Raw genomic sequence first — 16,156 nt, forward strand, 5'->3', positions numbered from 1 at the left:
GCCCAAAAGTTAGCATCAATCTAGTGATACTAATCGTTGGTATTCACACGCTGAATATTGACACCCAGGCTACGTAGCTTTTCTTCGACATGCTCATAACCGCGATCAATATGATAAATACGGTCGATTAAGCTCTCGCCTTCTGCAGTTGCAGCCGCCATCACAAGTGACATAGAAGCACGTAAATCTGTTGCCATAACAGGCGCCGCAGTGAAGTTCTCGACACCTCTTATCACTGCAGTATGACCATCAACTTGGATAGACGCACCCAAGCGATTAAGCTCAGGTACATGCATGTAGCGGTTCTCAAAAATGTTTTCGATAATGGTGCTGGTACCATCAGCCAGACAGCAAATCGCCATCAACTGGGCTTGCATATCTGTTGGAAAACCTGGATGTGGCTGAGTGCGAATATCGACCGGCTTTGGACGGCCTTTCATCTGCGCGCGAATCCAGTCATCACCTGTCGTAATCACTGCGCCCATCGCTTCAAACTTCTCAAGTACAGGATGTAATAACGACGCTGTAGTATTTTTAGTCAATACATCACCACGCGTCATTAACGCACCAGCAAGGTATGAGCCGGTCTCAATGCGATCAGGTACGACTGAATACTCACAACCGTGCAGGCGCTCAACGCCTTCGATGGTCATGGTTGAAGTACCGATACCGCTAATCTTAGCGCCCATAGCGACCAGCATATTGGCCAAATCAACCACTTCTGGCTCTAACGCACAGTTGCCTAGCACTGTTGTGCCGTTGGCCAGTGCCGCTGCCATGATGACGTTCTCAGTACCACCAACGGTAACCATGTCAAATGAGAAGTTACAGCCCAAAAGCTTGCCGCCTTTAGGTGCTTGTGCTTTTACATAACCGTTTTCTACACTGATTACTGCACCCATCGCTTCAAATGCTTTTAGATGCTGATCAACAGGACGTGAGCCAATCGCGCAGCCACCTGGCAGTGATACTTCGGCTTCACCAAACCGTGCCAGCAATGGACCTAACACCAGTATCGAGGCACGCATGGTTTTTACTAAGTCATACGGCGCATAAAAGTTATCAATGCTTTTTGTATCGCAAGTGACGGTATCATCCTGCTTTTGGATATCGATACCCATACCACCGATCAATTCAATCAATGTTCGCACGTCTTTTAGTGACGGTACATTATGCAATGTCGTTGGCGTCTCAGCCAGTATCATAGCAGCAAGTAACGGCAAAGCGGCATTTTTGGCGCCTGAGATAGTGACTTCCCCTGCGATACGACTACTACCAGTGATTAAAAATTGATCCATAAAGGTGACAACCTAGCAATGAGTATAAGAAATTATGAAAACCAAATTTATGAAAAGCGTCTATTAAAAAGATGCATTCTATAATACTTGGTCATGTATACAGCTATTTAATTAGCCTTTTGACTGAGCGTCCCACTCAGCAGGCGTTAGCGCTTGGATATTGAGGGCATGAATATCGCCACTCGCAATCTTATCATTGACTAGCGCATAGATAGCTTGCTGGCGTTGAACTGCACGTTTGCCTTCAAAGCTGGCATCAACCACGCGTACATCAAACTTATTACCTTGGTTGGCAGCTTGAATAAAAGCGTCTGGGAAGTGAGTCTGTAAAAATGCGATCAAATCGTCAGCGTTCATGCTCATAAATATTCTGCCTTAAAATTTAGAATAGGGTGTAGATTTAAAGTGGTGACATTATAACAAGAGTTTGCCTGTCTTACAGCACTGTCTTGCTCAAGTACATTGCAGTGCTCGAGCAAGACAATAGAGATGAGGTTGCACGTAACTATTGACACCGACTGCGTCTATATAGACTATTTGAGCGTTTCGTCTAAATACGCTAACACTTGCGCACGCACATCATTGACCCAGCGCAGCGGCGGCGCCATTGCGCCAATACTGGTGGCATGACTTGCGCCTTCGATTTCACCAGTCTCGACCGTGACACCTGCTTCTTTGAGTGCTGCTGTCATCTTGGTCGTATTGCTTTCATAGACTATTTTGTCTTTTTCTGCTGTCAATAACAGATATGGCGGCTGAGCACCTTTAATCTGACGATCCGGCATCACTTGATCTGGTGTGGCATCTGGAGCAAAGGCTGTCGCACTATCGAATTTACGAAAGTCATAGCTATAAGGACCTGCAATACCAACCACCGCTGCTATGTCTGTGGGCTTCATACCGTAAGGTGCCAAGAAGTCTTCATTGGCAATGGCGGCAACCGCATTGAACGCGCCAGCAGAGTGACCCATGACAGCGACACGTGATGGATCAGCATGTAAGCTTTCGGCGTTTTTTACACTCCAAGCAATTGCTTGGGCTGCATCTTTGACATAATCAGGATAAACATGCTCAGGGGCTTTGCGGTAATTAATTACTGCGGTGACATAGCCTGCTTGCGCCAAGCTTTGACCGACAAAGGCATATTGCTCTTTGTTGCCACTCTCCCATGAACCACCATGCACAAACACCACCATAGGGTAGTTATTGCTAATAGTGCTTTGTTCTTTCATGGCCTTTGCCAAAGGCTTAGGATAATAAATATCCAAGTCTTGTAATGGCTGATCACCATATAAGATGTCTTTGCTAACACTGACACCGCCACTAGAGGTAATGCCGTTGACGATAGCCAGCGGTGAAAATGCCTGTGCATTTTGTGTGGCTAGCGCAATACTACCGAACACTACTATCATCGCCCCACCGAATTTTAGCGTGCGACCTTTGTTGCTAGCGACATGACCATACGTACCTGTATCACTGAACGTATCTCTACTGGTGCTATCACTCTGTTGTGTGTGGTTTTTTGAATCCTTCATTGCCAGTATCCTATTATATTTATTAATAATGCGTAACGTCATTGCAGCTATTGTTTTATCCATTGTCTAAAAATGCGTTGCTACTTAAATATATCAGCGACCAATATGCTGTCTGTGCTACTTTTTACTATGAATATAGTACCTACTGACCCAATATTTCTCGTGCTCTTACTGTTATCTCTATTTAGGCTTATTGTGATTAAATTAAAAAATCTATTAGCAATACGAAGTTATCAGCAATACATAGAGCTATTGAAAACAGATACAGACAACCTGTTTTTATCTGTTCGTTTTTAGCCACTCATCGCTATGACTGAACAGCATGCGGTAAAATGTCGCGCATTAGCTGAGATACTTTATGGTTCTTTATAGAGCTCAATATAAGGACTCGATGAGGGTTGAGTAACAGTATTCCCATCTTCTGTGACGACTATAGGCGTTGCCGTGCTGACCGCCGTATCTACAATCACTGGTGTGGTAGTAGGATTGGCTAGGTTGTTTTCATACATAATATCGTCATTATTTATTTTTACGCCTGTGTTGTCGACTACCGTCGTTAGCAATACAAGTTCGGTGACACCAACCGTGCTGTTGGCAATATCGATCAGATGGCTCTGCTGAGTGGGTGTCATCCGCCCCATGATATACACCACACCATTATTGGTAACGGCTTTGATCTGCGATGCTTTCACGCCATCACTAGCAGCTACCTTTGCCAGTAGCTTTGAGGTGATGTAACCATCATGCACAGTTGAGCTGTAGCCCTTTGACGCACTTACTTCCATCTCGTTATAGACACGGCGCACATCTGGCATAGAGCTGATGACTTTTTCTACTTCTACTTTGAGCGCTTCAGTAGGTACTTCACCCGTGAGGAGCACTTCACTGTTAAAGCTATCGATACCCATACGACTGCTCTGCTGCAAGTCTTCTTTTAGACCATAGACATTGATCTTGGCGGTGTGTTCGATACTACGATCGAGTAGCCGCTGCGGAATCGTGCGCTCAGTCATTGGTACACCATAGGTCCCCTCTGTACTGTTGGTCAGATAGTTTGTGGCACAGCCCGTACTAGCAACACAGGCAGCAACCATAATACCTGTCGTGATACGACGTGAGGAACCAAAAATAGCCGTGCGCAAATGCATCCGTGTCATTACTTACCTCTTAGAACCTGATGGTATAAATTCAATAAATTTATATTTAATGGTGATGTGCTAAATTTTTTCAGTAGGCACCCTACTTAAGCTACCCTACTTAACATAGCTACTTTACTTAATTTTAATGATGAGCGGTTAGGTTTTTAGTAACGAGTATTGCTCGTAAAATACGGCCCAAGCTCAGTAAACTCTGGGCTTATGATTATCTAGCCTTATATTCAGCGCTTGTATGCTTATGCTTAACTACCATGCAGTAGCCGCAAAAGCGCCTTTTAACCACTCAGGTTGGCTGTTTGTACGATCTTCTTTTACCGTATTATAAGCAATAACATCAAATCGGCAATCATAATGGCTATACTCAGGGTGCTGCTGCAAAAAACATTGCGCTGTTTTGATCACTTTGCGTTGTTTACTGGGCGTCACACTGAGTGCTGCATCGCCATAAACCGAGCGCTTGCGTTGACGAACTTCCACAAATACCAGCGTCGACCATGCAGATCCTGCCTCTATCATAACCAGATCCAGCTCACCTACCGCTGGCTGCTGCCAATTCTGTGCAAGTAAGTCCATCCCCTGCTCTTGCAAAAACTCACAGGCACGCTGCTCAAACCAACTTCCTTGTCGTTGTCTTGGCGAGGTGAGCATCAACGGTTTATGATTGGTCATAAGAGTAATGTGTCTAATCAACATTTGAGAATTATCATAGCACAACATGCTAAACTAGCCACTTCTGCGCCGCCCACTCTCGATATCTATACGTTTGTTCATTCATTATTTGATTGAAGCGCGCCATAAATAGCGACTGTGCATAATGGCGCACTATTACTTTTTAACGACCCGAGGTTTTCATGTCTACTCTCACTACGATGCCGGCTTGTCTCTATATCGTTGCCACGCCGATTGGTAACTTGACTGACATGACCCCACACGCCATTGATGTGTTAAAACAAGTCGCTATTATTGCCTGTGAAGACACACGCACCTCAGGTAAGCTGTTATCGCATTTCGGTATTGATACCAAAGGCAATAAAGCTGACGAGGCAAAAGACACTGAGACTCATACTGCTAAAAGTAACGCTGACAGTGATGACACGACCACCAAGCAAAAAGGTCACAATAAGCTATGGGCCTATCACGAGCATAATAGCGCGATTCAAACGCCTAAGATTATTGAGATGATTGAACAAGGTCATTCGGTTGCCCTTATTAGTGACGCAGGTACGCCACTGGTTAGTGATCCAGGCTATCAGCTGGTGCAAGCGGCGCATGATGCGGGCGTGACCGTATCACCTATCGTTGGTGCATCCGCTGCCATTGGTGCCTTGTCAGTAGCAGGTCTGCCATCGGATCGATTTAGCTTTATTGGGTTTTTGCCTGCCAAGACCCACGGCCGTCAAAAACAACTGAGTGCACTGGTATCACGTACCGAAACTTTAATCTTTTATGAAGCACCGCATCGCATCGTATCTAGCCTAGAAGATATGGCAACGATATTTGGAGCCGATCGCGCGGTGACGTTTTGTCGTGAATTGACCAAAACCTTTGAAACGGTACACAAAAGCACCCTTGGCGAGTTGGTCGAGTTTGTCAAAGCGGATGACAATCAACAACGCGGTGAGATCGTCGTGGTCGTTGCGGGTGTCAACGTAGCAAAAGATAGCGACGACATCAGTACTCATGATAAGTTACTGCAGCGGTTACTAGAGGATCTGTCAGTCAAAAAAGCGGCAGCGTTGGCGGCTGACATCACTGGGGTAAAAAAGAATGCGCTCTATCAGCGTTTGCTAGAATTACAAGCTGAATAAGTCATAGGCTGAATAATTTCAACGATACAATTCATAGTAATAAATCGATCATAGTTATAAACATATTAAAGAGAGGTAAGCAATGTACGACGTAATGGCAATAGGTAATGCGTTGGTTGATCACGAGTATGTGTTATCAGATGCCGCACTAGAAGAAACCGAGCTGACTAAAGGCAATATGACCCTAGCAGAATTTGAAGAGCAACAGCAGCTCCTAGCATACTTCCAGCTTGCCAACATTGCCCCGTCAAAGCAGGCGGGCGGCGGTTCAGCAGCCAATACGATGTATGCCTTTGCAAGCCTAGGCGGCAAACCGTTCTATGCCTGCCGCGTGGGTGATGACGATCAAGGCGCATTTTACCTTAGAGATTTGCACGAAGCAGGCGTCTCCACTTCAAAAAAATCTATCCATGCAGGCGGTGTGACTGGCTCATGTGTGGTCGCTGTCACAGAAGACGGTGAGCGTACTATGCAAACCTATCTTGGCACCTCAAGCGAGATCGCTGCGGACAACGTCGACTTCGATGCCTTGACGCAAGCGGATTGGCTATACCTCGAAGGATATCTAGCGATGTCTGAGAGCATTCAGCCAGCGATGACGCAGCTGCGTCAGCAAGCAGGTATTCATAATGCAAAAATCGCGGTGAGTTTTGCTGATCCTGCCGTGGTGAAGTTTGCCAAAGAAGGCCTACTCAATATGCTAGGTAATAAAGTCGCGGTGATATTCTGCAACAGTGAAGAAGCCAAGCTATTTACAGATAAAAAGCAAGTCAAAGCAGCAGCGCGTGCCCTACTTGAGTACTGTCAGACAGCGGTTGTGACTGATGGTGCTAATGGCGCCATTATCGTGCACAAACCAAATGACGAGGCAGAGATTGAGGTTTATGACGTTGCAACGCCAGTAGTGGCTAATGTTATCGATACCAATGGCGCAGGTGATAACTATGCTGGTGCTTTCTTATATGCCTTATCGCAACAATTTAGCTTACCAGAATGCGGACGTCTTGCCAGCGAGATATCAGCGCAAGTGATTCAACAGTTTGGACCACGCCTGACCTCGCAAGATTATCGAGACATCGCGCAGCGTATACTTTAGTTCAGCGCATATAATAGCCAGCCTTATATTGATAAAATACAGTGTCAGGCGCACGCCTTTGTATATCTAAGCTGATCATCTCTACTTTATCACTGAACATATTTACATAAAAAAGCCCATATCAGACAGATATGGGCTTTTTTGTATTTGAATGAGCACCATTCAATTACGTTGCTTTTGCTTCTATGTTGCTTAAAAAAGCAAGCAGTTGCTGATGTTATGCAGCAGCCAGTGCCTGTGCAAGATCCGCTTTGATGTCTTCAATATGCTCAATACCAATCGACAATCGCACCATATCTTCACTCACGCCAGCTTGCTCAAGCTCTTGTCCATTCAACTGACGATGAGTCGTCGTTGCTGGATGACAGGCCAGTGATTTGGCGTCGCCAATATTGACTAATCGAGTAATCAGCTGTAACGCATCGATAAAACGCGCGCCTGCTTCAAGACCGCCTTTTACCCCAAAGGTCAAAATAGCAGAAGGTGTGCCATTCATATATTTTTTAGCAAGCTCATGTTCAGGATGATCAGACAGACCTGCGTACTTCACCCAAGCGACTTTGTCATGATCACGCAAATATTCTGCGGCAGCTTGTGCATTCTGTACATGACGCTCCATGCGCAGACTCAACGTCTGCATTCCTTGTAAGATACTAAATGCGTTCAGTGGGCTAAGCGCGGCGCCCGTATTGCGCAATGGCGCGACACGTGCGCGAGCGATAAAGGCAGGTGCGCCCACGTCTTTTACAAAATTCACGCCATGATAGCTATGGTCTGGGGTGTTCAACAACGGAAAACGCTCTGGGTAGTCGCCCCAAGCAAACGTACCGCTATCGACAATTGCACCACCAATTGATGTTCCTGTACCACTCATATATTTGGTCAATGAATGAATCACAATATCTGCCCCAAACTCAAACGGGCGACATAGCGCAGGCGTTGCCACTGTATTATCAATCACCACTGGCACACCATATTCATGAGCGATATCACTGAGCGCCTGAATATCTACGATATTACCTAGGGGGTTACCGATACTCTCTGCAAACACCATCTTGGTCTTATCATCGATCAAACCCCGAATCGCTTCTGGGTCTTTGTGATCAAAAAACCGCACCTCGATACCCTGACGCGGCAGTGCGTGCGCAAACAGATTGTAAGTACCGCCATATAGCGTCGATACAGCGACAATATTGTCACCTGCTTCACAGATAGTCTGAATGGCATAAGTGATGGCTGCCATACCAGAAGCGACTGCAAGCGCACCGATACCACCTTCAAGCGCTGCAACACGCTCTTCTAGCACCGCGTTGGTCGGATTCATGATACGCGTATAAATATTTCCAGCGACTTTGAGATCAAAAAGATCAGCACCATGCTGCGTATTATCAAACGCGTATGAGCTGGTGTGATAGATAGGTACGGCTACGGCCTTGGTTGTTTGTTCAACACTATAGCCAGCATGAATGGCTAGCGTCTCCAGACGCTGGTTGCTCTCTAGGTCTTGCTGCTGGACTGCTTGTTCGTCGCTCATAGTACATTCCCTTGTGTGCATAAAATGTATAGATCAAAAGTTAATGTTTAACAATGACTGATTAAAAACTACTGCTCGAAAGTCAGCGTTTCAATACGGTCTTAAAAAGCTATCTACCAAATCATATCAATAAAAAAAGCCAAGTTCATTAGAACTCGACTTTTTTATTAAATATAATACTAAAGCTATTGTTTGACCATTCAGATTTTATATGGTTGACAAGCTTTTATTTATAATAAGCGTTCTCTGTGCGCGTGTGGTCAGTATCATCAACCACTTGCGTCAGCTCTGGTATTTGCTGCTTGAGCTGCACTTCAACGCCTTGACGCAGTGTCATATCAACAGCCGAGCACCCTTGACAACCACCGCCGAATTTCAATACCGCCGTCAGACCAATGCCTTCTTCGTCAATCAACTCAAGCAATTGTACATCACCACCATGAGCCGCCAACCCTGGGTTAATCTCAGACTGTAGTACATAGTTGATGCGCTCTTCGACGCTAGCATCAGCGCCTACTTTAGGTACCTTGGAGTTTGGCGCGCGGAAAGTCAGCTGACCACCAAAACGGTCTTTATTGTAATCAATGACCGCATCTTCTAGATAAGGTACTGACGCCGCCTCAATAAAGGCAGAAAAGTCATCGTAAGTAAAACGCAAGTCAGCGCTGTCTTCTTCGCCCGGCTGGTTATAAGCCATGCAGCACTCTGCACGCGGCGTGCCAGGATGCTCAACAAAGATGCGTACACCAATACCATCGGTATCCTGCTTGGATAACAAATCTGCCAAGTATCCTTGAGCAGACTCAGTGATCGTAATGTTACTTTTCGCTTCAGCTTGCTCGGTATCTAATGCTGATTCGTAATCGGTAGACTGATCTGGTTGGTTTAGCTCACTCATAATATTTCCTATGCGTTATGACACAAATGCGATATCTATTATGGCTACTGTGTCGTGAATTTGAATTTTTAATGTCTAGCATTTATGTTGGTTGGTAAGTCATCAGTGACTGAGGTTTATTATTGTATGACACTGATCACCATATTTATGAAAGGACCACAATGTTTGTGAAATTCAATCCGTTTATGGTGGTCATTATACCTGAAACAAGTCACAATTCCGACTGTGCTACTGTGAATTGGACAGTGACCACGACAAATGGTTGACATTGATTTTTTTAATAGCAAAAACAATCCATTGGGGTCATGTTAGTACGCTGATCTAGACGCTACCCTATATATAAAGACAGACTGGTCACTTATCAAGCACTCATTGCTTTTCTAGCAGGTCACAGGTTTTATTCTTGTCACTCTACATTGCTATACAATCATCGGTATGGTTTTCATCACTGCTCTATAAATCAATTAAACTACCCTGCAAATAAATTAATGCATACGCCGCAATGATTAAGTCTATACCGAGCAAATAATTTAGTTTTGACGTACTATTAACCATTTGATGCGCTGTTTTTATGAGCCATGGATGGCGGTATATCAGTCGTGCGTATGCTTAAGATAGGATCACTTTTATGATGACACGGACGTTGCACTTAGTAACTACCAAAGATGATGAAGAAATTGCCGTTTGGAAGGTGGTCGATACGGCAGCAAGCGCTACTACGACAGAGGGTTTAGCCAATACTGGTTCTGACGTTACCGCACAAAATGTATTTTTGACACATGGTACGTTTTCAGACAAACAAACCTGTCTAAAAATCGCTGAGTATTTTGCGGGTTTGGGACATCATTGCTATATCATGGAATGGCGTGGTCATGGTGACAGCTCACAGCCAAAAGAGTCGTTTAACTTTGAAACTGTTGCCACTTACGACTACGAAGCGACTTTTCGTTATTTCTTTGAAGAATTAAAACTTGATAACCTACACTGCGTTACTCATAGCGGTGGCGGTGTTGGTTTGACCATGTTTCTTGTCCAAAACCCTAGCTATATCGATAAGGTCAACAGCATCAGTATGTTTGCCTGCCAAGCTTTTGGGGCGACGCTAAATTCAACAAGCTACGCGAAAATTCTCGCCGCCAAACTCGTTACCAGGCTAGTTGGTTTTATTCCTGCCAAATCACTCAACATGGGGCCCTTTAATGAAAGCTATCATACGATGACCCAGTGGTATGATTGGAATTTGCACAAAAACTTTAAAAGCAGCTTTTTGAATGCGGCAAGTTTTAGCCAAGGCGCTGCGCATGCAGACAGTATGAACGAGCCTATGCACCACTCAAAAAACGCTAGTAACGACTTTATCGACTATCGACAGTATATGCCACAAATCACGACCCCTATTTATTCTATCAGTGCTAAAGGAGATAATTTTATCTCCCCTACTCGCGGCTGCCAGTTGTTTTTTGATGGTTTTAAAAATTCGTACAATGTCTTTCGAGAATACTCGCTCAGTAACGGCGATTTAGATGACTACACACACAGTCGCATTATGATCAGTCGCAACGCAGCCACAGAGATTTGGCCAACAGTGACAGCATGGATAGAGAAGCATTCAGGTTAAAGCAAATATGCGGATTAGATGATATCGATAACGACACACCCCTAAACATCTTTGCACTTGTCATAAAGTCATGCGCTGTGTCAGTATTAGCGTCATCAATTTTTAATCAATAAAAATAAGTCGTAGGAAGTTGGCGTCTATGAGTGAATTATCAGAGCAACAGTCAGATAAGCAAAACCTGGATCAGAAAGGCAATAAACACTATCGTTATTTGGTTTTTATCGGACGTTTCCAGCCGTTTCATGCTGGACACAAGGCCGTTATTGATGAGGCACTAAAACGCTCAGACGATGTGATTATGCTGATTGGCTCTGCTAATCTACCACGCAGCTTACGTAATCCGTTTAGCGTCGCTGAGCGTGCTGCAATGATCAAAGGCGCTTATTCAGCAGAGGATGCTGCACGTATCCACTGTGTTGGTCTAGACGATGCACTATATAACGACACACGCTGGCTCCAGTATGTCCAAGCAGGCGTGAAATCTGTCACTGGTGACTTGCAGACAGATATTGGCTTGATTGGTCATTCAAAAGACAGCTCATCGTATTACCTATCGCTATTCCCTAACTGGGACTCTGTGTCAGTGCCCAATTATCAGAACCTATCTGCCACGCCGATTCGCGACAGCTACCTAATGGGTGCTACGCCGACGCCCGAGCGTACGCCTGAGTCGACACGTAACGTCCTCGACAAGTTCAAGCAAACCGAAGACTATCAGCAGCTGCACGAAGAAGCAGACTTCATCGATAAATACAAAAGACAATGGGAGTCAGCACCCTACCCGCCGACCTTTATGACGGCTGACGCGCTGATTGTACAGTCGGGACATATCTTACTGGTTGAGCGGCGCAGTATGCCAGGGCGTGGGCTTTGGGCACTGCCGGGCGGGTTTTTGGACCCAAAAGAGACGCTATTCGATGCGTGTATCCGCGAGCTGCGTGAAGAGACACGCCTCAAGGTCCCTGAGCCTGTACTGCGCGGCTCTTGCCACAGTCAGCATACCTTTGACGACCCGTATCGATCAGCGCGTGGTCGCACCATTACCCAAGCCTTTTATTTTCAACTCAAAAACGATCCAAAAGGATTGCCAAAAGTAAAAGGCGGCGATGATGCAACCAAAGCATTTTGGTTGCCACTCGCTGAGCTTGATGCCAAGATGATGTTTGAAGACCACTATGCGATTATTACCAAGATGGTTGGATTGTAGCCTGTTTTTAGACATAGCTTGTCTTAGTGACTGGTTGAGAGAATAGCTGCTAATTCAACCATCATTAGCGAGCGCACCATTCGTCCTCAAAATTTTATACCAGTGCCGATAGACGGCACTTAACCGCCGCTACTGCTTTCTAATTGTTTTTTTATTAAAGCAGCTGCGGCATCTCAAAGCAGAGGAGTTCTGTGATGTACACCAGCAATCTAAATAATTTAATCTTAAACAGCGACAGCTATAAGACCTCACATTGGGTGCAATACCCAAGCGGTAGTGAGTATCTGTCAAGTTACATTGAAGCGCGCAAAGGTGACTACGATGTGGTGTTTTTTGGCTTGCAAGCCTTTATCAAAGAATACCTAAGTACCCCTATCACCCATCAAGATATCGATGAAGCCGAAAAAGTAATTCAAGCACATGGGCTAACCTTTAATCGTGCTGGCTGGGAGCACTTGATCGAAAAACACAACGGCTACTTGCCACTGCGTATCGAGGCCATCCCCGAAGGCAGTATCGTTCCTGTGTCTAACGTGGTCTGTCAGGTTATCAATACCGACCCTGAGTTTTACTGGCTACCCAGCTATATTGAAACGGCACTATTACGCGCGATTTGGTACCCGTCAACGGTTGCTAGTGTCTCTCGCTACTGCAAAGACATTATCCGTCAAGCGTTAGAAAAGTCAGCGGACAACACAGAGTCGCTCCCGTTTCGCTTGCATGACTTTGGCGCACGCGGTGCCTCTAGTCAAGAGACCGTTGCGCTGGGTAGTTTGGCACATTTGGTTAACTTTGCTGGGACGGACTCGATGACAGCATTGGTTGCTGCCAGTCGCTGGTATCAGATGGGTGATGACATGCCTGCGTTCTCTATCCCAGCGGCTGAGCACAGTACGATGACCGCATGGGGACGTGATGGTGAGACCGCTGCTTTTCACAACATGATTGAGCAGTTCGGCGGTGAAGATAAAGCGTTCTCAGTCGTATCTGATAGCTATGACTTGTGGAATGCAATCGACAATATCTGGGGTGATACCTTAAAGGATGAAGTCAAAAATATGGGCGGCACCTTAGTCATTCGACCAGACAGCGGTGAGCCGACCAAAGTCGTTCGAGAAGCATTAGAGCGTTTGGCTGTGAAATTTGGTACGACGACAAACAGCAAAGGCTACAAAGTACTGCCCGACTATGTGCGTATCATCCAAGGGGATGGTATCAGTGCCCAGAGCTTGAGCAAAATTATTGATGTGGTGACGAAAGCAGGCTTTAGCGCCGAAAACGTGACTTTTGGTATGGGCGGCGGTCTACTACAACAAGTCAATCGCGACACTATGAGCTGGGCAATGAAGTCTAGCGCCATCTGTATCAATGGCGTATGGAAAGACATTTACAAAGACCCTGTCACTAGCCGCTCAAAACGCTCAAAAAAAGGGCGACTGGCGCTAGTAAAAAACGAAAGCGGTCAGATAGAAACCATAAAAGAACAAGACATAAGTGCCACAGCTGACAACCTATTACGTGATGTCTATGTGGACGGTCAACTACTAATCGAAGATAGCCTGACAACTATTAGGGAACGTGCGGGATGGTAGATACCAACAAACTAACAGCGGTTGCAAAAGACGTACTATTTGCCCCTGTATACTTTTATCAAGGTCGTAAAATCAAGCGTGATACGGTTCGTCTGCCTGAGCCACACGGTGAAAGGCATGGTATGGTTAAATTGCCGAAAGCAGATGGGTCGTCATCTGAAATAAATACTACACTTAACCTAATGGTCGTCGGTGACTCGGCAGCAGCAGGTGTCGGCAGCCAAACCCAGCAAGAGGCGCTGGTTGGCAAACTCATACCGATATTGGAGCAGCATCAGGTTATTCGGGCCAACTTTGCTCAGCTTAATTGGTCATTGCAGGCGACCACAGGTCATACCAGTTTTGATATTTTGCGCAGATTGTATGTCTTACCTGCTCCTGAGCAACCTATTGATGTGATGTTGTTGAGTGTCGGCGTCAATGATACGACTTCTAATGTCTCTGTACAAAAATGGCAGCAGCAGATCGAAGACATTATTAATATTGCACAGCGTAAATTCGGTGTCCGTGAGTTAATATTTTTGAGTTTACCACCAATGGCGCAAATGCCTGCAATCCCTGCCCCGCTCAATAATTTTGTGGGTGCAAAAGCCTCATTGCTTGATGAGATATTACAGCAAGTATGCGCAGCTCATAATGGTGTCCACTACATGGCAACTGACTTTGCCCGTATGATAGAGGAGCATGCAAATGGTGACCCTATCGATATCGCTGTGATGTTCGCGAGTGATGGCTTTCATCCCAGTAGCCTGATGTATGGCTACTGGGCGCAGCAGATTGTAGAGACGATGACTCAGTTATTAGACTCATCTACCGCTTAGACTGACTACTAAGCACACCTAAAAACAAGAGACTCAAAACAAAAAAAACCGCTGAATAGTCAGCGGTTTTTTATTGCTTGGCAGTATATATTTACACCATAAGGGTAAATTACTCAGCAGCGTCAGCAGCTTTCTTGCTACGGCCACCAAATGCACCAAAGCGTTTGTTGAAGCTTGCAACACGGCCTTCAGTAGACGTTTTACGTTGCTCACCAGTATAGAATGGATGCGACGCACTTGAGATATCAAGTGGGTAGTATGGGTATTCTTTACCTTCGTATTCACGAGTCGCTTTAGTCTTAGCCGTTGAGCGAGTCAAAAAGAACACGTCAGCGTTAGTGTCGTGGAATAAAACTTCTTGATAGTTAGGATGGATATCTTTACGCATAATATACTCTCTAGGTCCGATGTATGTAGGGCAGTGTCAATCAACATCATAAATGATGTCTCAAACAAGCGAACACATACGTAACTGAGGCACTAAGGACATTACAAGTATGGCAACTGCATCACTGGCTTATTCCAGCACCCAATACCACGCTTCTGCTCACTTAGCCTTTCCCCAGCGGGAAAATTAAACCGCGATTTTAACGCTTTTTTGACGCGGACGCAAGCTGCAGTTGTGATAGAGATATGTGATAAGTTGTCAATAATATAGCTACGGTCTTGAGATAAGCAATGTAATTCAGTACAATTATTTAGTTAGTAAAATTAATCTGTAGTATAAAATACTGTAGTTTATCTAAATAAATATGCTATGACTATGTCATTTATACTTAGCATATTAAACTACACAACTATGCGATATTGATCAGGTCTACAGGAAGTATCGCTCTACTCATTTATAGACAAGCTTAGATTTATAATCAAGCATGGAAAACAAATACTCAATAAGGACTATTCAATGATAAATATGACAATGAAAACTACTGCTAAAGCGTTATTCGTCAGCTCAGCGCTTGCTATCACTACTATGGCAAGTGCGGCACTACCAACTCAGTGGGAATTAGATAATTCACATACTCGTGTTGGATTTTCTGTGAGCCATATGGGATTCTCGACCACAATGGGTCATTTTAGTGATGTCGAGGGCACGGTGAATTATGATATGAAAGCACCAAATCAAGCCAGCATGGAATTTACTATTGCAACTGATAGTATCGATACCAATTGGGATGCTCGTGATAAACATCTAAAAACCGATGAATTTTTTAATGTCGAAAAGTACCCAACTATGACGTTCAAATCGACCCAAGTTAAATTTATCAACCCACAGCAAGCCAAAGTAACCGGTGACTTTACCTTACTCGGTCAGACCAAGCCACTGACACTGGATGTTACGTTAAATAAAATCGATAACAGCCCACTGACTAAAGAGCCCGTTGCTGGTTTTCGCGCTACTGGTACGATCGATCGCGCCGCTTATGGTATGACTGCTTACGCTAGCGGTATTACGACCAACGTCCCTATCCAAATCGACGGTGAACTGGTAGAGAAAAAATAAAGACAGACTTTGCTGAATATCTACGTTCGTCCTAAATATCAATTTTTAGTCGACGGTAACAAAAAAGCAGCACCTATATAGGCGCTGC

General features: G+C 45.0%; 15 protein-coding genes. 7 read left to right on the forward strand and 8 right to left on the reverse strand.

All coding sequences use genetic code 11. The features are described from left to right. Positions 1-29: 29 nt before the first annotated feature. The 5 genes from murA to AC5JPY_RS06290 form a co-directional block, all read right to left on the reverse strand. Positions 30-1,298, reverse strand: a complete 1,269-nt coding sequence (gene murA / locus AC5JPY_RS06270; RefSeq protein ID WP_443526988.1) for a UDP-N-acetylglucosamine 1-carboxyvinyltransferase — start codon at positions 1,296-1,298, stop codon at positions 30-32. Positions 1,299-1,409: 111 nt separating this feature from the next. Continuing rightward, positions 1,410-1,661 carry a BolA family protein gene (locus tag AC5JPY_RS06275; RefSeq protein WP_058025509.1) on the reverse strand — a complete coding sequence of 84 codons (252 nt, stop codon included), beginning with the start codon at positions 1,659-1,661 and terminating at the stop codon, positions 1,410-1,412. Between the two features lie 170 nt (positions 1,662-1,831). Next, a complete protein-coding gene (locus AC5JPY_RS06280) occupies positions 1,832-2,833 on the reverse strand; it encodes an alpha/beta hydrolase (protein WP_443526989.1) in 1,002 nt (333 codons plus the stop codon). 356 nt (positions 2,834-3,189) lie between these two features. Continuing rightward, positions 3,190-3,990 carry a BON domain-containing protein gene (locus AC5JPY_RS06285; RefSeq protein WP_443526990.1) on the reverse strand — a complete coding sequence of 267 codons (801 nt, stop codon included), beginning with the start codon at positions 3,988-3,990 and terminating at the stop codon, positions 3,190-3,192. 246 nt (positions 3,991-4,236) lie between these two features. Continuing rightward, positions 4,237-4,707, reverse strand: coding sequence for a YraN family protein (locus AC5JPY_RS06290; protein ID WP_443526991.1), 471 nt, complete (start codon positions 4,705-4,707; stop codon positions 4,237-4,239). Between the two features lie 134 nt (positions 4,708-4,841). On the opposite strand from AC5JPY_RS06290, the gene rsmI reads away from it, so the two are divergent. Both rsmI and AC5JPY_RS06300 read left to right on the forward strand, forming a co-directional pair. Continuing rightward, complete coding sequence (gene rsmI / locus AC5JPY_RS06295; protein WP_443526992.1) at positions 4,842-5,798, forward strand: 16S rRNA (cytidine(1402)-2'-O)-methyltransferase; 957 nt, start codon at positions 4,842-4,844, stop codon at positions 5,796-5,798. An 82-nt stretch (positions 5,799-5,880) separates the two neighbouring features. Beyond that, positions 5,881-6,894 carry an adenosine kinase gene (locus AC5JPY_RS06300; RefSeq protein ID WP_443526993.1) on the forward strand — a complete coding sequence of 338 codons (1,014 nt, stop codon included), beginning with the start codon at positions 5,881-5,883 and terminating at the stop codon, positions 6,892-6,894. Positions 6,895-7,111: 217 nt separating this feature from the next. On the opposite strand, the gene AC5JPY_RS06305 is transcribed toward AC5JPY_RS06300, so the two are convergent. After that, complete coding sequence (locus AC5JPY_RS06305; RefSeq protein ID WP_443526994.1) at positions 7,112-8,428, reverse strand: O-acetylhomoserine aminocarboxypropyltransferase/cysteine synthase family protein; 1,317 nt, start codon at positions 8,426-8,428, stop codon at positions 7,112-7,114. A 226-nt stretch (positions 8,429-8,654) separates the two neighbouring features. Further along, positions 8,655-9,326, reverse strand: a complete 672-nt coding sequence (gene nfuA, locus AC5JPY_RS06310) for a Fe-S biogenesis protein NfuA (RefSeq protein ID WP_443526995.1) — start codon at positions 9,324-9,326, stop codon at positions 8,655-8,657. A gap of 628 nt (positions 9,327-9,954) precedes the next feature. Between nfuA and AC5JPY_RS06315 the strand changes: the two genes are divergently transcribed. From AC5JPY_RS06315 to AC5JPY_RS06330, 4 genes are all read left to right on the forward strand, one after another. Further along, positions 9,955-10,944, forward strand: a complete 990-nt coding sequence (locus AC5JPY_RS06315; RefSeq protein ID WP_443526996.1) for an alpha/beta fold hydrolase — start codon at positions 9,955-9,957, stop codon at positions 10,942-10,944. A 139-nt stretch (positions 10,945-11,083) separates the two neighbouring features. Continuing rightward, positions 11,084-12,151 (forward strand): bifunctional nicotinamide-nucleotide adenylyltransferase/Nudix hydroxylase, encoded by a 1,068-nt coding sequence (locus AC5JPY_RS06320; RefSeq protein ID WP_443526997.1) that lies wholly within the window; start codon positions 11,084-11,086, stop codon positions 12,149-12,151. Positions 12,152-12,345: 194 nt separating this feature from the next. Continuing rightward, entirely contained in the window at positions 12,346-13,743 is a 1,398-nt protein-coding gene (locus AC5JPY_RS06325) for a nicotinate phosphoribosyltransferase (RefSeq protein WP_443526998.1), read from the forward strand. Further along, entirely contained in the window at positions 13,737-14,564 is an 828-nt protein-coding gene (locus tag AC5JPY_RS06330; protein WP_443526999.1) for an SGNH/GDSL hydrolase family protein, read from the forward strand. Before AC5JPY_RS06325 ends, AC5JPY_RS06330 begins: the two co-directional genes overlap by 7 nt. A gap of 109 nt (positions 14,565-14,673) precedes the next feature. On the opposite strand, the gene AC5JPY_RS06335 is transcribed toward AC5JPY_RS06330, so the two are convergent. Further along, positions 14,674-14,952 (reverse strand): type B 50S ribosomal protein L31, encoded by a 279-nt coding sequence (locus tag AC5JPY_RS06335; protein ID WP_057761772.1) that lies wholly within the window; start codon positions 14,950-14,952, stop codon positions 14,674-14,676. 516 nt (positions 14,953-15,468) lie between these two features. Here AC5JPY_RS06335 and AC5JPY_RS06340 point away from each other — a divergent pair. Continuing rightward, positions 15,469-16,068 (forward strand): YceI family protein, encoded by a 600-nt coding sequence (locus AC5JPY_RS06340; protein WP_443527000.1) that lies wholly within the window; start codon positions 15,469-15,471, stop codon positions 16,066-16,068. Positions 16,069-16,156: the final 88 nt, after the last annotated feature.

This window comes from Psychrobacter sp. H27 (assembly GCF_059072655.1).

Excerpts from the sequence above, each read along its gene's own strand:
- rsmI (WP_443526992.1), top strand. The coding sequence starts at position 4,842 with ATGTCTACTCTCACTACGATGCCGGCTTGTCTCTATATCGTTGCCACG.
- nfuA (WP_443526995.1), bottom strand. The coding sequence starts at position 9,326 with ATGAGTGAGCTAAACCAACCAGATCAGTCTACCGATTACGAATCAGCA.
- murA (WP_443526988.1), bottom strand. The coding sequence starts at position 1,298 with ATGGATCAATTTTTAATCACTGGTAGTAGTCGTATCGCAGGGGAAGTC.
- AC5JPY_RS06325 (WP_443526998.1), top strand. The coding sequence starts at position 12,346 with ATGTACACCAGCAATCTAAATAATTTAATCTTAAACAGCGACAGCTAT.
- AC5JPY_RS06285 (WP_443526990.1), bottom strand. The coding sequence starts at position 3,990 with ATGACACGGATGCATTTGCGCACGGCTATTTTTGGTTCCTCACGTCGT.
- AC5JPY_RS06305 (WP_443526994.1), bottom strand. The coding sequence starts at position 8,428 with ATGAGCGACGAACAAGCAGTCCAGCAGCAAGACCTAGAGAGCAACCAG.
- AC5JPY_RS06320 (WP_443526997.1), top strand. The coding sequence starts at position 11,084 with ATGAGTGAATTATCAGAGCAACAGTCAGATAAGCAAAACCTGGATCAG.
- AC5JPY_RS06275 (WP_058025509.1), bottom strand. The coding sequence starts at position 1,661 with ATGAGCATGAACGCTGACGATTTGATCGCATTTTTACAGACTCACTTC.
- AC5JPY_RS06335 (WP_057761772.1), bottom strand. The coding sequence starts at position 14,952 with ATGCGTAAAGATATCCATCCTAACTATCAAGAAGTTTTATTCCACGAC.
- AC5JPY_RS06315 (WP_443526996.1), top strand. The coding sequence starts at position 9,955 with ATGATGACACGGACGTTGCACTTAGTAACTACCAAAGATGATGAAGAA.
- AC5JPY_RS06280 (WP_443526989.1), bottom strand. The coding sequence starts at position 2,833 with ATGAAGGATTCAAAAAACCACACACAACAGAGTGATAGCACCAGTAGA.
- AC5JPY_RS06300 (WP_443526993.1), top strand. The coding sequence starts at position 5,881 with ATGTACGACGTAATGGCAATAGGTAATGCGTTGGTTGATCACGAGTAT.
- AC5JPY_RS06290 (WP_443526991.1), bottom strand. The coding sequence starts at position 4,707 with ATGTTGTGCTATGATAATTCTCAAATGTTGATTAGACACATTACTCTT.
- AC5JPY_RS06330 (WP_443526999.1), top strand. The coding sequence starts at position 13,737 with ATGGTAGATACCAACAAACTAACAGCGGTTGCAAAAGACGTACTATTT.
- AC5JPY_RS06340 (WP_443527000.1), top strand. The coding sequence starts at position 15,469 with ATGATAAATATGACAATGAAAACTACTGCTAAAGCGTTATTCGTCAGC.